Below are 15,493 nucleotides of genomic sequence, written 5' to 3'. Positions count from 1 at the left end.
CACCTTCCAAAAGTTTAAACCAAGATTTATTGAAGTGTAAAAGGCTTAGTGATTTTAATGGAAAACCTTGAATGAAAGTGAGATTAAGTAATATATTATTGGACGTTTTCTATAGCCTGGATTTATCTGAAATTAGATTCTTTATCAAGTAGTATAAAACAATCTAAAACAGTATTAATCCCCAAAAAAACCGCCTTGATGACAAAGCGGTTGTTTATATATAATAGAAAAAATAAATTCCTAAACAAACGGCATTTTAACAACTTTTGCTGGAATGTTTTTGTTTCTTACCTGAATAAATATTTCAGATCCTATCTTAAAGTGAGGTTTATCCACATAAGCAATCCCTAAACCAATCTTTTTCATTGGAGATTGTGTACCGGAAGTTACTTTTCCGATTATATTCCCTTCTGCATCTACAACAGGGTAATCATGTCTTGGAACACCTTTGTCAGTTAATTCAAAACCTACAAGTTTTCTTTTTATTCCTTCTTCTTTTTGTTTAGCAAAAGTTTCTTTTGATATAAAATCTTTGTCAAATTTAGTAATCCATCCTAATCCTGCTTCAATTGGAGAAGTTGTATCATCAATGTCGTTTCCATATAGACAAAAACCTTTTTCAAGCCTTAAAGTGTCTCTTGCCGCTAATCCGCATGGTATAATTCCCTCTTCAGATCCTGCTTCTATAATAGCATCCCACAGTTTTTCTGCTGATTCGTTTTTAAAATAAATTTCAAAACCGCCACTTCCTGTGTATCCTGTATTTGAAATAATTACATCATTTACGCCGGCAACAGAACCAACAGTAAAATTGTAGTATGGAATTTCGGAAAGATTTGTTTCAGTTAATTTCTGCAAAATTTCAGTGGCTTTCGGTCCCTGAACTGCTAACAGAGACATTTCATCTGAAGCATTGGTCATTACAGCACCAAAAGTATTGTATTTTGAAATGTGATCCCAATCTTTATCAATGTTGGAAGCATTTACTACAACAAAGTATTTTTCATCATCCATTTTGTAAACGATAAGATCATCCACAATACCTCCGTTTTCGTTCGGAAGACAAGAGTATTGAGCTTTTCCGTTTTCAAGAGCGTTTACATTATTGGTGGTTACATACTGCAAAAGATCTTTTGCACCAGCTCCTTCAATAAAAAACTGTCCCATGTGGGAAACGTCAAATAATCCTGCTTTTTCTCTTACGGCAAAGTGTTCTTCTGTTACTCCAGAATATTGTACAGGCATTTCAAAACCTGCAAAAGGTACTATTTTCGCTCCCAAAGAAACGTGCTTATCATATAAAGCTGTTTTTTTCATATGTAAATATTTATTTTTTTATTTTAAAACTTTCAAAAGCCTCGTTAAAAAGCTTCATGTAATTTCCGTTCCAGTGTTTTTCCTGGCAATTGATGGTTATAAGGTACAGTTCCTTATTTTTCTGATAGACTTTTGTAACCCAGAAGATTTTTTCTTTTTCATCTAAATATTCATACTGATATTCTGTAAACCCTTTTTTATTGCCGGTATTTTTTACTTTTTTTTCATCATCCTCAGATTGATACAATGCGAGAATAAATTTTTTCACCTCTGTCTTTGGTAAATCCAGATCATGGTATTCGGAAATGGTAATTGCTCCAATCTGACTTGTAGGAAAAATATTTATAATTCCCTCATCATTAGTCAGTTTCCATGTGTCAGGAGTTTCTATGGAATAATTTTCACTATCGTAAATTTCAGTTTTTATTTTTTGTGAAAATGAAGCAATGCTGTATAAAAAAGTGATTAATAAAAATAATTTTTTCATGTGTTTTTTAAAAATGATATTTATATTCCTGAAGAATAATTTTAAACCATTCTGTAAAATGCTCAGGAGTTTCTGCAATTTCTTTATCTAAGTTTTCTAATGAGATGTAGCGCACTTCTTCTACTTCAGCTTTGTTAAGATTAAAATCAGCACAGTAAATTCCTGTAAAAACATGATCAAGTTCATGCTCCCATAATCCGTTTCCGACATCAGCTTTGTAAATAAATTGAAATTTTTGCGAAATATCTGCATCAATTCCCAATTCTTCTTTCAGTCTTCTTTTGGCACCCGCCAGATAGCTTTCTCCGGCTCTTGGATGGGAACATACCGCATTTGTCCATCTCAAAGGTGAATGATATTTTCCGGCAGCACGTTTCTGTAAAAGCATTTCGCCCTTTTCGTTAAATAAAAATACCGAAAATGCACGATGAAGCAAACCATTAATATGTGCCTGCTGCTTTTCCATAAGTCCTAAAACTTCATCGTTTGCGTTTACTAATACTACCATTTCTTCCATTCCTACAAATTTAGGCTTAATACATGATTTTGTAAAATAAATGTTTAGTTTTTTTATGATTTGTGAAAATATTATTTTTATATAAAGATGAAAAAAATAAGCTTAATTGTGAAAAATGCAATAAAATATTCATCATTATTATCTTTTAATTGCTTTTTACGTTAAATTTTTAACATAACCAGCAATTAATAAAGTTGTTTGAATCATAAAACGTAACTTTGCGCTTTAAAATTACAACGATGGAATTAGAATATATTGAGCACATCAGTCCAATTCTGAAAGACGGAATTAAAAACTATCTCATTGACATAGACGGGACAATTACGGACGATGTTCCCAATGAAGAGCCGGAAAGAATGGTTACCTGCGAACCATATTACGATGCTCTCGAAACTATTAATAAGTGGTATGACGAAGGTCATCAAATTTGCTTTTTTACCTCACGGACAGAAAACTTAAAACAAATAACTATTGACTGGCTTGATAAGCACGGCTTTAAATATCACAGTGTTTTGTGCGGGAAGCCAAGAGGCGGAAACTATCACTGGATTGATAATCATCTCGTAAGAGCAACACGATACAAAGGAAAATTTACAGATTTGGTTGAGAAGCAAGTAACCATTGAGGTTTTTAAAGATTAAACAAAATTAAAAAGATTTGAAGATTCATTTAAAGAATTTTACTTTATATTAATTTTTGAATTTTTCAACTTTTAAACAAGATATTTTATTTATGAAGGTTTTGGCAAATGACGGTTTAGATCAGTCAGGAATAGATGCATTAACTGAAAAGGGATTTGAAGTGATCACTCAAAAAGTTCCACAAGAGTTTCTTTTAAATTATATTAATGAAAATAAGATCCGTACTCTTTTAGTAAGAAGTGCAACTCAGGTAAGAAAAGATATTATAGACAATTGCCCTTCTTTAGAAATCATTGGACGTGGCGGAGTTGGGATGGATAATATTGATGTAGATTATGCAAGAGAAAAAGGAATTCATGTCATCAACACGCCCGCTGCATCTTCAGAATCGGTCGCCGAGCTTGTTTTTGCTCATTTATTTTCCGGAGCAAGATTTTTACAGGATTCTAACAGGAAAATGCCTTTGGTAGGAGACACAGAATTTGCATCACTGAAAAAATCCTATGCTGCAGGAATCGAACTGAAAGGTAAAACAATTGGGATCATCGGAATGGGAAGAATCGGTCAGGAAGTAGCAAAAATAGCATTAGGATTGGGCATGAGAGTGATTGCTGCTGATAACATGATCGGAAAAGCCAGCATAAAAGTAACTTTTTATAATAATCAATATATTAATGTAGATATTGAGACGGAACCTTTACAGGATGTATTGAAGCATGCGGATTTTATAACGCTTCATGTACCTGCTCAGAAAAACGGTTATATGATTTCTAAAAATGAATTTGATATGATGAAAGATGGTGTTTCGATTATCAATTGTTCAAGAGGTGGAGTGATAGATGAAGAGGCATTATTAGAAGCTTTAGATTCAGGTAAAGTAAGATTTGCAGGATTGGATGTTTTCATTAACGAACCTACACCTTCTAAACAAATCATTTCTCATCCGAAAATTTCCGTGACACCTCATACAGGTGCTTCAACACTTGAGGCTCAGGATAGAATCGGACTTTCTTTAGCCGATCAGATTTCCAGTATTTTGCAAATGTAATACAAAATAAAATCCGCCATAATTGTAAAATTATGGCGGATTTTTTAATAATAGTATCTATTTTTTCTTTAATTCATCACGAATTTCTGCAAGTAATTGTTCTGTAGCTGTAGGTGCAGCAGGTTCGGCCGGTGTTTCAGCTTCGGCTTTTCTTATTTTATTGATTGTTTTTACAAGTATGAAAACAACGAGTGCAAGAAGTAGAAAATTAATTGCTACGGTAATGAAATTTCCATACGCAAAGATGGCAGCATCAGGAGCAATCTCTTTTGCTTTGGCTAGTGTGGATCCTGCAGGTATATTTTCGGAGCCTTTACCCATTGCGAAATAAATACTGCTAAAATCTGGTTTTCCGGCTATTGCTGCTACGATAGGCATGATTAAATCATCAATAACACTGGTTACGATTTTTCCAAAAGCCCCGCCGATAATTACACCTACCGCAAGATCAAACGCATTTCCTTTGATAGCAAATTCTTTAAATTCTTTTACAAATCCCATAATTGTTTTTTTTAATTGTTTAAACAAAAATATCAATTAAAAATAATAATATAATCTTGTTTGGGTATTTTTTTGCATTAATGATTTAGTGTTTTTAAACATTTATAGTTAAATTTATTAAAAACGAATCCCGTGAAAATTTTTACTACTGACAAAATCAGATTAGCAGATCATTTTACCATAGAAAACGAGCCTGTTTCATCAGTTAATTTAATGGAAAGAGCCGCTGCAGGCTGTGTGGAGTGGATAGAACAAAATGCAAAGCATTATGCAAAATTCTATGTTTTCTGCGGCAATGGCAATAATGGCGGTGATGGATTTGCAATTGCAAGAATGCTTTATTTGAAAGGTTTTGATGTAGACGTTTTTTTTGACAGGCAAAATCAAAGCTTTTCAAATGAGACATTGATCAACTTTAAAAGACTGAAAGAAATTTCAGGGATTTCTTTACGAGATTTTGTTGAAATAGAGAGATTAAGGTATGACGAAAATACAGTCATAATTGATGCACTTTTCGGGATCGGACTGTCAAGAAAGCTGGATGGCAGAAATCAAAAACTTTTCGAAAATTTAAACAAAAAGAAAAATCCTAAAATATCGGTAGATATTCCGTCCGGAATGTTTGCAGATCAAATGAATGATACGGATGATATTATTTTTAAAGCTGATGTTACATTGACATTTCAATGCTGGAAAAAATCTTTTTTGCATCCTGAAACTGGTTCTTATGCAGGAAAAGTGGTTGTTTTGGATATAAAACTGGATCAGAAGTTTCTGGAGACCACTCAAAGTGATAATTTTGTGATAGATGATGAATTGATCACAAAAATATTTAAACCGAGAAATCATTTTTCCCATAAAGGAAATTATGGTAAATCCGTCATTGCAGGAGGAAGTTATGGTAAAATGGGAGCGGTTGTTTTAGCCGTAAAATCAGCTTTAAATGCAGGTTCCGGACTTACATTTGTTTTAGCTCCGGATTGCGGTTATGATATATTGCAGACGAGCTGTCCGGAAGCTATGTTTATCAATGGTGGTGAAAAAGTTATTTCACGGATTGAAATACAGGAAAATACGGTTTACGGAATTGGTCCCGGTCTGGGAACTGAAGATGCTACGGAAAAATCTCTTTTGATATTTCTTGAAAGTTATCATTCTCCTCTGGTGTTGGATGCAGATGCATTGAATATTATTTCAAAGGAAAAAAATCGTTTGGATCTGATTCCTGAAAAATCAATCATCACGCCGCATCCAAAAGAATTTGAAAGACTTTTTGGCACTACGGAAAATTCATTTGAAAGATTAAGTTTAGCCCGAAAGAAAGCCTCTGAGTTGAAAATTATTATAGTTCTGAAAGATCATCACACCCAGATTATTACGCCGGAAGGAAGGGTTTATTATAATATTACCGGAAATTCTGGTTTGGCAAAAGGCGGCAGCGGAGATATTCTTACTGGTATTATTACTTCACTTTTGGCTCAAAAATATTCTTCCGAAGAAGCGGCTGTTTTAGGAGTCTGGCTTCATGGTAAAAGCGCAGATTTCGCTGCTGAAAAATACTCAAAAGAATCTATGCAGCCAAGCAACGTAATTCAGGAATTGGGAAATGTTTTTCTGGAACTTAATAAAAGAAAGCTTTTCTTTGGAACGTAATGATGCTATATAAAGTTTACAAAGTGATAAAGATGAATGATTTTTGCATTTAATCCCCCAAATAAAATAACATGAAAAAAACAATTGCCTTTGCAGCTCTCTCTTCAGTAATTTTTTTTACTGCCTGCAAAAAAAATAATTCTGAAAATGCAGGAAAAGAAGTTCAGACAGAAATTAAAAATGATCAGTTTGTTGTTGATTCTGTTCTGGTAAAAGATTCTGTGAAAATGAATGAGAAGTTATCGGTGAAATACGAAGCTAAAATACTGGTTTTTCCATCTATAAAAGACAAAGCACTTCTAGACAGTATTTATTATTATAAAAATGGAATTACCGATTTTTCCCGGCAGGGTTTGAAAACTTTTCTTGAAAAAGATAAACAAGATTATTTTTCTTCGCTTAAAAATAAAAATACAGACTGGATGGGAGATTTACCCAATCCTCAAACTTGGGAAACAGGTTCTTATATGAAACTGAAATCTCTTTCCGAGGATTTCCTTCAGATTGAATATTTATTCAGCTCATATGAAGGCGGTGCACACGGAAATTATGGTTTTTCTGAAAGAGTGTTTGATCTTAAAAACAATAAAAAAGTTCAGTTGAAGGATATTACTACTATAGAAAAGACAAAATTGGAAGAACTTTTAAAGAAAAACATTGATAAAATTCCAAGCGGAATCACTTCAGGACAGGAAACGATGAAAAATTCTGATATGCTTTTGGAAGATGTAATTCCTGCAAATGATAATTTTTATTTTGACGATAAAAATCTTTATTTCCATTACAGTCCTTACGAAATTGCAGCATTTGCGGCAGGAGATATCGTGATTCCGGTTTCGTGGGAAGATCTGAAAGGTACAATCAATCCTCAATTTGAAGTCAGGGTTAAAAAATGATTGACTCTGCTTAATTGAATGAACTTTATTGAAATAAAATTAGGATATACTCTAGATTTTTATGGAATGAATGTATATTCGGCATGGATTAATCAATATAAATTACGTAAATTTGATTTTTATCCAAGGATAAAATGGTTTTGTTTAAAGCAATAAAGCCTAACTGACAAGAAATAATAAAAAGTTTAAAATGAAAAATCTTTTTTTAAGTATATGTACATTTGCCGTTTTGGCATCTTGCGGAACAATGAAAAATACATCTTCAGCAAAAGTTGGTAAAGAGCAACCTTCTATTGCCAACACCAAGTGGACTTTAGCAGATAATGTGAGAGGGCAGGCTCCAACTTTAAATATCGAAGGAGCTAAGATCAACGGAAATTCCGGCTGTAACCGTTTTTTCGGCGGCGTAATGATGGATACCGTTTCGGGTAAATTTGAAACTTCGGGAGTAGGATCTACGAAAATGGCTTGCGATAATATGTCTGTTGAGAAAAATTTCCTGGATATGCTTCAGAAAACCAATAAGTATGTTGTTTCCGGAAATACATTAGAATTGTATCAGGATAGCCTTTTGCTGTTGAAATTCAACAAATCGGAATAATGAACAATAAAAAAGGAACTCAGCTGAGTTCCTTTTTTTATGAAAATATTAATCTTCCTCTTCTTCGTCGTACTTAGCCAACTCTTCGTCGCACCATTTGAATGCTGCTTCCACTACTTTTGTAGCTTCGTCTGCCATGGTCTCTTCGTCGTCTCCTTCAAGATCATCAAGCCATTCAACTTCTTCTTCTTCAACATTTAAGATAAATCTTGGATATTCTGTGTGTACTACAAACAAATCTTCAGGAAAGTCTGAATTATCTGCTAATAAAAACTTTGGTAACTTCATTTTTTTAATGTTTAAACTTCATCAAAGATAGATAAAATTATTGGTATTTATTCTTGTCAATCTTAATTTTTTGTAAAACTTTATACCTTGTTAACGTATTTTTACGAAGCGTATCCTGTGGCTTGAAGGTGAGTTCTACATTAGCATTCACGGTGCTTATCAGCTCTGCAACCTGTATCTTTTCCAGGTCTTCCATGGTTTCCAGATAAAATTTTATCGGTTTGTTATCAAGTTTTTCTTTTACCAGAAAGTTTTTGATTTCTCTTCTGTTTTCAAGGTAATTTCCTTTGGAAAGAAGTGTAAAAAACAAGCCTGAACTTAAACTTAAAAATCCCACAGCATACGTTTTTAAACCGTAAACCTGAAATACCTTTCTACAGTATAACAGCCATAAAGGCATACTGAAAGGAACCAGCAAACGATAATCTATTGCATTTACAGAATAAAAATACTGTATGAAAAAGGAACATATAATTCCAAAAACTCCAATGAAAATGAAAAAAACTTCTATTTCGCTAAGTTTTGTTTTAATGAAAAGAAGGATCATGAAAAGAATACTGAATGCCCCTAATCCATAAATTCCGTAATTAATGATACCGCCATTCGGATCTGACATATGAATGAAGGGATTGAATGTCGTACAAAGTCCGAAGAACAATTCTTTCAGAAGTTTTGAAGTAGGATGCAGACCTATTTCCAGAAAATCTTTCACATAGTTTTCATTAAAATAATCAATGAAAAGCAATTTATATAGAACAACGAAAATGCCTCCTGTAATTCCGGAAATGATAAATGCAGATGCATATTTTCTTTTCAGGAAAACCAAACCGAACAATCCGGTTCCGCCAATGATGAAAAGTGAGCTGTATCTTATGTTGTAAAGTAAAATTAAACTTAATGAAAGATAAAAAACTGCTTTGCCTTTTTCTAAATTTCCTGCAATAATTTGTGACGAAATATACAGAAACCACACAACGAAAGGCAGAATCAAAGCTTCGCTCATGGTAAAGGAAAAAATAGATACAAAACTGAATAATGAACATACAATAAGTGCTTCTCTGAAAAAAAAGTTTTTCCTGTAAGCAAAAATCAGAATTGCCGCCAAAGCCGTCAATCCCACAATTTTGCTGCTCCAGAACTCATCAAATCCAAATATTGTAAAAAAACGGATGCTTAAAGGATAGCCTAAAGGCGTTGTCGTATTATCAATGGTCGGAAATACATTTGCAAACCGCATAAAACGGATAGAATCGGGACTTGTGCGTCCCTTCTCATTGAGCAGAAAACGAAAAATGGTCGTCAAAACAGTGATGATGACCAATAATATCTGAATATTTTTTTCTTTAAATTTTATCAAGGTTGCGGTTGTTAGGTTATAGATTGCAGATTTAGAGCCTAAATTTATAACTTATAATTCACAACTTAAAAATTATTTTGCAAACATTTTTGCCACTTTTTCTGCTTTTTTGCTTTCAGAATAGTCGTAAAAACCTTCCCCTGATTTCACACCTAATTTTCCTGCCATCACCATATTCACCAAAAGTGGGTTCGGAGCGTATTTAGGATTTTTGAAACCGTCATACATTACATTTAATATTGCAAGACACACATCCAGACCAATAAAATCTGCCAACTGAAGCGGTCCCATCGGATGAGCCATTCCCAATTTCATTACCGTATCAATTTCCTCAACTCCGGCAACACCGTTGTATAAAGTTTCAATAGATTCGTTAATCATCGGCATCAGAATTCTGTTGGCAACAAATCCCGGATAATCGTTTACTTCTACAGGCACTTTCCCCAAAGTTTTGCTCATAGTATATATAGCATCAAAAGTTTCTTTGGATGTAGAATAGCCTTTGATGATTTCTACAAGCTTCATGATCGGAACAGGATTCATAAAATGCATTCCGATTACTTTATCTGCTCTTTTGGTTGCTGCCGCAATTTTCGTAATAGAAATAGAAGACGTGTTGGTTGCCAGAATACAGTTTTCCGGAGCAAACTCATCCATCTGACCGAAGATTTTAAGCTTCAGATCCTGATTTTCTGTTGCTGCTTCCACAATAAGATCGGCATTGGTTACAGCATCTTTTAGTTCTGTAAAAGTCTTGATGTTTCCAAGCGTTTCTGCTTTTTGTTCTTCGGTAAGGTTTCCCTTTGCAATTATTCTGTCGAGATTGGTGGTAATGGTTTTCAATCCTCTGTCTAAGGCATCCTGAGAAACATCTGCAAGATTTACACTAAATCCGCTCTGTGCAAAAGTATGTGCAATACCATTTCCCATGGTTCCTGCTCCGATAACTACGATGTTTTTGATCATTTTGATTGTTCTTTTTTATATATAATTAAATTATCAATGTTTAATAAAGCTGCTTTTTTCACAATTTCAGAACTGTTGAAATCAATTTTGCCTTTGTTGGTCTTGCTGCTGGCTTTGTTTTGAGAGTTTATAACATCCTGCAGACCTGAAGTAAATTTTGTTTTCATCTTTGGAGACAGATGATCTGTGCCTACAAACAGCTTAAATTCGCCTTCTCGCCCTAAACCTGACTGACGAAAGATTTCAAAGGGTTTTGTTTTATTTTTTTTCTGAAAAATTGATATATAATTTATCACCGGATCTGTAGGAGGAGTTCCGCAGCATATACTGTTGTAGCTGATTTCGAGATAGTTTTCGCTTTTTTGGGCAAAGAAAAACCCAAAACAGAGTAAGCTTAATATCAAAAAAGTTTTCTTCATTTTTATGGTTTTAAAATTAAGCTTTAAATTTTACTTATTAAAATAATCCCAGACTGTTTTTGAAATATCTGAAACCATTTTGCAGTTTACCACTTCAGATTCAGTAGAGTCACTGATAAAAACGACAATTGAGTAATGATTGCCATTCGGAAGAGTCACAATTCCCGAATCATTTTCAGCTACTGTCAGATTTCCTGTTTTTCCTGAGGATCCCGTTTTGTGCGCAATTACTTTTTTGGGAAGTTGTTCTTTCAGTTTATTGGTTCCGGTCTCGGTGTTGAGCATAATATTGTATAAATATTCTGTTGATTTTTCAGATAAAATTTTGCCCTGATAAAAATCTTTGTAGAGCTGAGCCAAAGAATTCGGAGTTGTATAATTTTCGTACAAATATTGTATTCCTTTGTGCATCTGCTCTTCATTATTTTTGATCCGGAAATTTTTCACGCCTTTAGAATCCATCAATTTTTGTACAGTTTCTGTACCGCCGATCAATCTTAGAAGTATATCACAACCATTATTATCACTCCATGCTACGGTGTAGTAAATCATTTCATCAAGACTCATTTCGACATTTCCATTTGGGAACTTTTCGCGGATGGGCGACCAGGTATCCTCCAGCAAATCTTTTTTTGTAATGAAAATTTTCTGATCTAAAGACAGTTTTCCCTGATCTACCCAATCTAAAACCGCTGCCGCAATATGGAACTTAAAGACACTGAGCATTGGCAGTTTTTTATTGGCATTTTTATTATATCGGAAATTATCTTCAAAGCTCAATACAGCAACTCCGACTGTAGCTTTTTTACCCTTAATAATGGTGCTTATTTTTTGGTCTAAAACAGATTGCTGAGCAAAAATAACTGTCGAAATAAGCAGGAATAGAAATTTAATTTTCTTCATTTTGTTAATTTAAAAAAGAAACTGTCTCAAAAGTAAAATATTTCGTTTTTTGAGACAGTCGTATGATAATCAAATATAAAAAAATTAGAAATGACTTCCAACTGTAGTCAGCATTAACCAGATAAACAGCATAACGTAAAACGAAATTAAAATCAGAGTCAGAATGCCGATAAATTTGTAATGAGATTTTAAGTATTCAAATGCATTGGTAAGCGCAGACTGATTGTTATTTCTGAGAGCGTTTTTCATATTGCTTGAGAATTTATACAGGTAATTAATAGGTGTAAAATAAAACCCCGCTATAATTAAATATACCAGACCGATTCCCATGCTGCCGACCATAGGACTCATGCTTAATGTAGAGCCTGCAAACATCATAATCAAGGCAACAAGTACAAAAAAGCCAATTCCGATAAATCCTAAAATTGCCAGAAATGCGGTCCATTTTGCTGCTTCCGCAAGAAACTCCTTGCTGATTCGGTCAATTTTTAATTCTTCAAACTGTTCAAAAGGTGATTTTGTTTCCATGTAAATTTTTCGGCAAAGTAATTGAAATTTCATCAAACGATGAAATCTTAGTTTAGTTCAGCTCGAAATAGCTTAAATTGATGCCGTCATTTCCAAATCTTAGTCTGATTTTATTTTCTCCTTTTCTGATGTTGATTTGTTTAGCAGAAGTTGTTTTCCAGTTTTCATATCCTCCGGTTGATAGTAATTTTATTGCTGTTATTTGTTTACCGTTGTGATCTTCAATGATTATTTCAGAATTTTTTATGGCAGAATACTGCAAGGAAATATTATATTTTTTGTCTGTGTTCGACTGAATAGTGTATTGAAGCCATTCATCTTTTTCAGTTTTACCTACATAATAGATATTGTTGTTTGTCTTGTAAATGTCAACGCCATCATTTCTCAGCTGGTTTCCGGAATTCCATTCAGATCTTTTCTCGGGGTCACTCACCCAAAGATTAATAAAGTCTTTATCATCATAGGCAAATCCTATTTTTCCGAGATCGTAATCTACAGCAGATACTTTTCCCGGAATACGGTGGAGCTTGAATGGCTTTGTTGAATTTTCATTGGTTTGTCTGAACATCGCATCTACCACATCTTTTTTGATTTCCACATTACTGAATTTATAGTTTTGAGCAATTTGCATCAAAGCTTTTTCAGAAAATTCTTTTGTAGGTTTTTTGCCGCCGTTTTTCCAGTAGTCTAAAAGTTTCTGATATTCCGGAGTAATTTTCACGTTGGTGATTCCGGCAATATTATCAATTTTTTTCATTGGCCAGAAAGCATAGCCTATATTGTGCTTATTCAGCAGCTCAATAAGCTGTGTAAACCACACATTTGAGTTTTCTCCGGTTTCACCGAGCCAGACAGGAATATCGTATTTTTCCCTTAAATCTAAAATAAATTTCAGAGTTGCATCATCATTATTATTCCAGTATTTATGAAAGCTGAATACAAGGTTGTCGTCCCAGAGCTCAGTAAGACCATTATAGTTGTTGCCCCATCCGTTTCCTTCCAGAAAAATGATGTGTTTTTTGTCTACAGATCGTATTGCTTCTGTAATTTCTTTTTGCAGTTTCCAAAGTGGAGCATTCGACATTTCATCAGTTCCGTTTGGATTTTTACCAGTAAAGTTGATATTGGGTTCATTAATCAGGTCGTAGCCGCCTATCCATGGCTCATCTTTGTAGCGTTCTGCTAATTTCTTCCAAAGGGCAATTGTTTTTTTCTGATTTTCTTCGTTTTCCCAAAGTGATGGCTTGCTTTTGTCGTTGTCAGAAATATTGACATCATTTCCCTGTCCTCCCGGAGCAGCATGAAGATCCAGAATAAGATATATTTTATTGTTTTTACACCATTGAAGCAAGCGATCTGTCATGAGGAATCCTTCGTCGATCCAGGTATTTTGCCCTTTTACAGGTTCTTTCTCAATTGGCAATGTGTAAAGATTATAATGCATGGGCAGCCTCACAGAGTTAAAGCCTGTTTCAGCGAGGAATTTTATGTCTTCTTCGGTAATACCTTTATCCAGATAAGTTTTGTAAAACCTGTTCATTCCGTCTTCACCAATAAGTTCGGAAATTTTTTCTTTGATTTTGTACTGTGGACCTGCAAAATCAGCTGTTTTCAGCATGTAACCTTCCTGCAGCATCCAACCGCCAAGCCCGAGACCTCTAAGCTGTATATTATTTCCCTTATCATCAATAATTTTCTGATTTTGGGTTTTTAGTATTTGTGATGTCCCAAATTGAGACAATAAAAAAGCGGATATAAGAATGCTCTGTTTCATAGTAATTTGTTTAAAATTGGGTGATTGTTATTTTTTAGAATTTTAGATAATTACAAATATATTTAAAATATTTTGTTTGAAATTAAAATCAATGAAACGATACATTATTATCTTTGCAGATTATATATTTATTTATGAAAGATTTAATGGGACAGGCAATATGGGATTATTTTCACAATGAAAATCCTGAAGATCTGCAGACTGAAACCTCAATTTCTGAACTGGATGAACTTCCGGTAGCATATCTTTTCAGAGACTTTGAAATGATGAATACAATCGAAAAAAAAGCTTTGCAATTATCTTCAGGAAAGATACTGGACATCGGAGCTGGAGCGGGTTCGCATTCATTATATCTTCAGAATGAAAGAAATTTAGAGGTTACTGCATTAGATATTTCGCCAAAATCAGTTGAGGTTTGCAGACTGAGAGGAATTAAACACGCTGTTGCGAAGAATATGCTTGAATTTTCAGGAGAAACATACGATACTATTCTTCTGCTAATGAACGGAACCGGAATTTTTCAAAGTCTGAAAGTAATTGATATTTACCTTCAGAAGCTTCATTTGCTGCTCAATAACAGCGGACAAATATTGATCGACAGCACAGATATTCTTTATATGTTTGATGAGGATGAAGATGGCGGAGTTTATATTCCCGCTGAAGGCTATTACGGAGAACTAGATTACATTGTTCATTACAAAGGTCAGTCAGAAGACCCCATAAAATGGCTTTATCTTGATTTTAATACTTTAAAAAATGCTGCTGAAAATAATGGCTTTATAATAGAGAAGCTGGCACAGGATGATGATTCGTACTTGGCTAAACTAATAAAAAGAAATAAATAATCTGTTTTCATTGTTCTGCTGACTAAACTGATATTCGCTTTTTTATTTTAGACTAACTATAAATTATATTCGTAATTATCTGTAATATAGATGATTATTTCTATTGCTTTTTAAATTTTAGTCAAAATTAACTTCAGGGAATCATTTTTGTATTTTTAATCATAATCACAATAAAATATACAATTATGAATACCAACAGACTTTCACCTGCAATGGAAAAAGCACTGAGTGATCAGATGAATAAAGAAATTCATGCTTCCCACACATTTTTATCTTACGGAATATGGGCAGATGACAAAGGATACCAGGGAATTGCTAATTTTCTGTACCGTCATGCGCAGGAGGAAAGAAACCATTCTATAAAATTTATGGAATATGTTCTTAACCGTGGCGGAAAACCAAAAGTTGATACGATTCCGGCTCCGCCCGATGATCCGCAGTCTTTAACGGAATGTTTCGACAATGTTTTCAGGCATGAGGTTGATAATACGACATCTATTTATAAATTGGTTGACAGAGCACTGGATGAAAAAGACTGGGCAACATGGAACTTTATGCAGTGGTTTGTGCAGGAACAGATCGAAGAAGAAACTTTAGCCCAAGATCTTATTGATAAGCTGAAAATTGCAGGAGGTGATCAGGCATCCAACGAATCATTATTTACATTAGACAAAGCACTGGAATCTGCACCCAATGATGTTCCTTTGGCGCAGGATGCAACAGGAGACAATCCTTAAAGATAACAATATTAA

Annotated in this window: 18 protein-coding genes; 7 read left to right on the top strand and 11 right to left on the bottom strand. The window is 34.0% G+C overall.

The features are described 5' to 3' along the window. Positions 1 to 240 precede the first annotated feature (240 nt). The 3 genes from gcvT to idi are packed head-to-tail and all read right to left on the bottom strand — an operon-like array spanning position 241 to position 2,321. The gene (gene gcvT, locus AC0NBN_RS09135; protein WP_474468211.1) at positions 241 to 1,317 is read right to left on the bottom strand and encodes a glycine cleavage system aminomethyltransferase GcvT; all 1,077 of its coding nucleotides are present in this window, start codon (positions 1,315 to 1,317) and stop codon (positions 241 to 243) included. Positions 1,318 to 1,327: 10 nt separating this feature from the next. After that, a complete protein-coding gene (locus AC0NBN_RS09130; RefSeq protein WP_160812391.1) occupies positions 1,328 to 1,804 on the bottom strand; it encodes a hypothetical protein in 477 nt (158 codons plus the stop codon). 7 nt (positions 1,805 to 1,811) lie between these two features. Next, a complete protein-coding gene (gene idi / locus AC0NBN_RS09125) occupies positions 1,812 to 2,321 on the bottom strand; it encodes an isopentenyl-diphosphate Delta-isomerase (RefSeq protein WP_160812390.1) in 510 nt (169 codons plus the stop codon). 239 nt (positions 2,322 to 2,560) lie between these two features. Here idi and AC0NBN_RS09120 point away from each other — a divergent pair, with 239 nt between their 5' ends. Continuing rightward, positions 2,561 to 2,962, top strand: a complete 402-nt coding sequence (locus AC0NBN_RS09120) for an LNS2 domain-containing protein (RefSeq protein WP_143884618.1) — start codon at positions 2,561 to 2,563, stop codon at positions 2,960 to 2,962. A gap of 91 nt (positions 2,963 to 3,053) precedes the next feature. Further along, the gene (locus AC0NBN_RS09115; protein ID WP_143884617.1) at positions 3,054 to 4,010 is read left to right on the top strand and encodes a D-2-hydroxyacid dehydrogenase; all 957 of its coding nucleotides are present in this window, start codon (positions 3,054 to 3,056) and stop codon (positions 4,008 to 4,010) included. Between the two features lie 57 nt (positions 4,011 to 4,067). Here AC0NBN_RS09115 and mscL read toward each other — a convergent pair whose 3' ends face one another. After that, entirely contained in the window at positions 4,068 to 4,511 is a 444-nt protein-coding gene (gene mscL, locus AC0NBN_RS09110; protein WP_143884616.1) for a large conductance mechanosensitive channel protein MscL, read from the bottom strand. A gap of 132 nt (positions 4,512 to 4,643) precedes the next feature. Between mscL and AC0NBN_RS09105 the strand changes: the two genes are divergently transcribed. The 3 genes from AC0NBN_RS09105 (at position 4,644) to AC0NBN_RS09095 (ending at position 7,661) form a co-directional block, all read left to right on the top strand. Next, positions 4,644 to 6,164, top strand: coding sequence for an NAD(P)H-hydrate dehydratase (locus tag AC0NBN_RS09105; protein ID WP_160812389.1), 1,521 nt, complete (start codon positions 4,644 to 4,646; stop codon positions 6,162 to 6,164). 71 nt (positions 6,165 to 6,235) lie between these two features. Then, positions 6,236 to 7,060: a DUF3298 and DUF4163 domain-containing protein gene (locus AC0NBN_RS09100; RefSeq protein WP_160812388.1), complete on the top strand. Its 825-nt coding sequence runs from the start codon at positions 6,236 to 6,238 to the stop codon at positions 7,058 to 7,060. A gap of 190 nt (positions 7,061 to 7,250) precedes the next feature. Next, on the top strand, positions 7,251 to 7,661 hold the full coding sequence (locus tag AC0NBN_RS09095; RefSeq protein WP_160812387.1) for an META domain-containing protein: 411 nt from the start codon (positions 7,251 to 7,253) through the stop codon (positions 7,659 to 7,661). A gap of 48 nt (positions 7,662 to 7,709) precedes the next feature. Here AC0NBN_RS09095 and AC0NBN_RS09090 read toward each other — a convergent pair whose 3' ends face one another. The 7 genes from AC0NBN_RS09090 to AC0NBN_RS09060 all read right to left on the bottom strand — a co-directional run bounded on the left by AC0NBN_RS09090 (position 7,710) and on the right by AC0NBN_RS09060 (position 13,896). Next, complete coding sequence (locus tag AC0NBN_RS09090; protein ID WP_143884612.1) at positions 7,710 to 7,949, bottom strand: hypothetical protein; 240 nt, start codon at positions 7,947 to 7,949, stop codon at positions 7,710 to 7,712. Positions 7,950 to 7,986: 37 nt separating this feature from the next. After that, positions 7,987 to 9,306, bottom strand: a complete 1,320-nt coding sequence (locus AC0NBN_RS09085) for a hypothetical protein (RefSeq protein ID WP_160812386.1) — start codon at positions 9,304 to 9,306, stop codon at positions 7,987 to 7,989. A 72-nt stretch (positions 9,307 to 9,378) separates the two neighbouring features. Beyond that, entirely contained in the window at positions 9,379 to 10,269 is an 891-nt protein-coding gene (locus AC0NBN_RS09080; protein ID WP_474468214.1) for a 3-hydroxybutyryl-CoA dehydrogenase, read from the bottom strand. After that, positions 10,269 to 10,691, bottom strand: coding sequence for a hypothetical protein (locus AC0NBN_RS09075; protein WP_160812384.1), 423 nt, complete (start codon positions 10,689 to 10,691; stop codon positions 10,269 to 10,271). The genes AC0NBN_RS09080 and AC0NBN_RS09075 overlap by 1 nt, the downstream gene beginning before the upstream one ends. Before the next feature lie 30 nt (positions 10,692 to 10,721). Next, entirely contained in the window at positions 10,722 to 11,594 is an 873-nt protein-coding gene (gene bla, locus AC0NBN_RS09070; protein ID WP_143884608.1) for a class A beta-lactamase, subclass A2, read from the bottom strand. 84 nt (positions 11,595 to 11,678) lie between these two features. Further along, positions 11,679 to 12,122: a DUF5362 family protein gene (locus AC0NBN_RS09065; RefSeq protein ID WP_160812383.1), complete on the bottom strand. Its 444-nt coding sequence runs from the start codon at positions 12,120 to 12,122 to the stop codon at positions 11,679 to 11,681. Between the two features lie 52 nt (positions 12,123 to 12,174). Continuing rightward, the gene (locus tag AC0NBN_RS09060; RefSeq protein WP_160812382.1) at positions 12,175 to 13,896 is read right to left on the bottom strand and encodes a cellulase family glycosylhydrolase; all 1,722 of its coding nucleotides are present in this window, start codon (positions 13,894 to 13,896) and stop codon (positions 12,175 to 12,177) included. 134 nt (positions 13,897 to 14,030) lie between these two features. Between AC0NBN_RS09060 and AC0NBN_RS09055 the strand changes: the two genes are divergently transcribed. Together AC0NBN_RS09055 and AC0NBN_RS09050 are read left to right on the top strand one after the other, a co-directional pair. Continuing rightward, a complete protein-coding gene (locus tag AC0NBN_RS09055) occupies positions 14,031 to 14,741 on the top strand; it encodes a class I SAM-dependent methyltransferase (protein ID WP_143884605.1) in 711 nt (236 codons plus the stop codon). Positions 14,742 to 14,926: 185 nt separating this feature from the next. After that, positions 14,927 to 15,478, top strand: coding sequence for a ferritin (locus AC0NBN_RS09050; protein WP_160812381.1), 552 nt, complete (start codon positions 14,927 to 14,929; stop codon positions 15,476 to 15,478). The last annotated feature ends 15 nt before the right edge of the window (positions 15,479 to 15,493 follow it).

The organism is Chryseobacterium sp. L12 (assembly GCF_056133985.1).
This window is presented reverse-complemented; position numbering and strand designations above follow the sequence as displayed.

Coding starts and splice junctions, on each gene's coding strand:
- AC0NBN_RS09095 (WP_160812387.1), top strand. CDS start 7,251: ATGAAAAATCTTTTTTTAAGTATATGTACATTTGCCGTTTTGGCATCT.
- idi (WP_160812390.1), bottom strand. CDS start 2,321: ATGGAAGAAATGGTAGTATTAGTAAACGCAAACGATGAAGTTTTAGGA.
- AC0NBN_RS09100 (WP_160812388.1), top strand. CDS start 6,236: ATGAAAAAAACAATTGCCTTTGCAGCTCTCTCTTCAGTAATTTTTTTT.
- AC0NBN_RS09065 (WP_160812383.1), bottom strand. CDS start 12,122: ATGGAAACAAAATCACCTTTTGAACAGTTTGAAGAATTAAAAATTGAC.
- AC0NBN_RS09130 (WP_160812391.1), bottom strand. CDS start 1,804: ATGAAAAAATTATTTTTATTAATCACTTTTTTATACAGCATTGCTTCA.
- gcvT (WP_474468211.1), bottom strand. CDS start 1,317: ATGAAAAAAACAGCTTTATATGATAAGCACGTTTCTTTGGGAGCGAAA.
- AC0NBN_RS09050 (WP_160812381.1), top strand. CDS start 14,927: ATGAATACCAACAGACTTTCACCTGCAATGGAAAAAGCACTGAGTGAT.
- AC0NBN_RS09055 (WP_143884605.1), top strand. CDS start 14,031: ATGAAAGATTTAATGGGACAGGCAATATGGGATTATTTTCACAATGAA.
- AC0NBN_RS09115 (WP_143884617.1), top strand. CDS start 3,054: ATGAAGGTTTTGGCAAATGACGGTTTAGATCAGTCAGGAATAGATGCA.
- AC0NBN_RS09090 (WP_143884612.1), bottom strand. CDS start 7,949: ATGAAGTTACCAAAGTTTTTATTAGCAGATAATTCAGACTTTCCTGAA.
- mscL (WP_143884616.1), bottom strand. CDS start 4,511: ATGGGATTTGTAAAAGAATTTAAAGAATTTGCTATCAAAGGAAATGCG.
- AC0NBN_RS09120 (WP_143884618.1), top strand. CDS start 2,561: ATGGAATTAGAATATATTGAGCACATCAGTCCAATTCTGAAAGACGGA.
- AC0NBN_RS09075 (WP_160812384.1), bottom strand. CDS start 10,691: ATGAAGAAAACTTTTTTGATATTAAGCTTACTCTGTTTTGGGTTTTTC.
- bla (WP_143884608.1), bottom strand. CDS start 11,594: ATGAAGAAAATTAAATTTCTATTCCTGCTTATTTCGACAGTTATTTTT.
- AC0NBN_RS09060 (WP_160812382.1), bottom strand. CDS start 13,896: ATGAAACAGAGCATTCTTATATCCGCTTTTTTATTGTCTCAATTTGGG.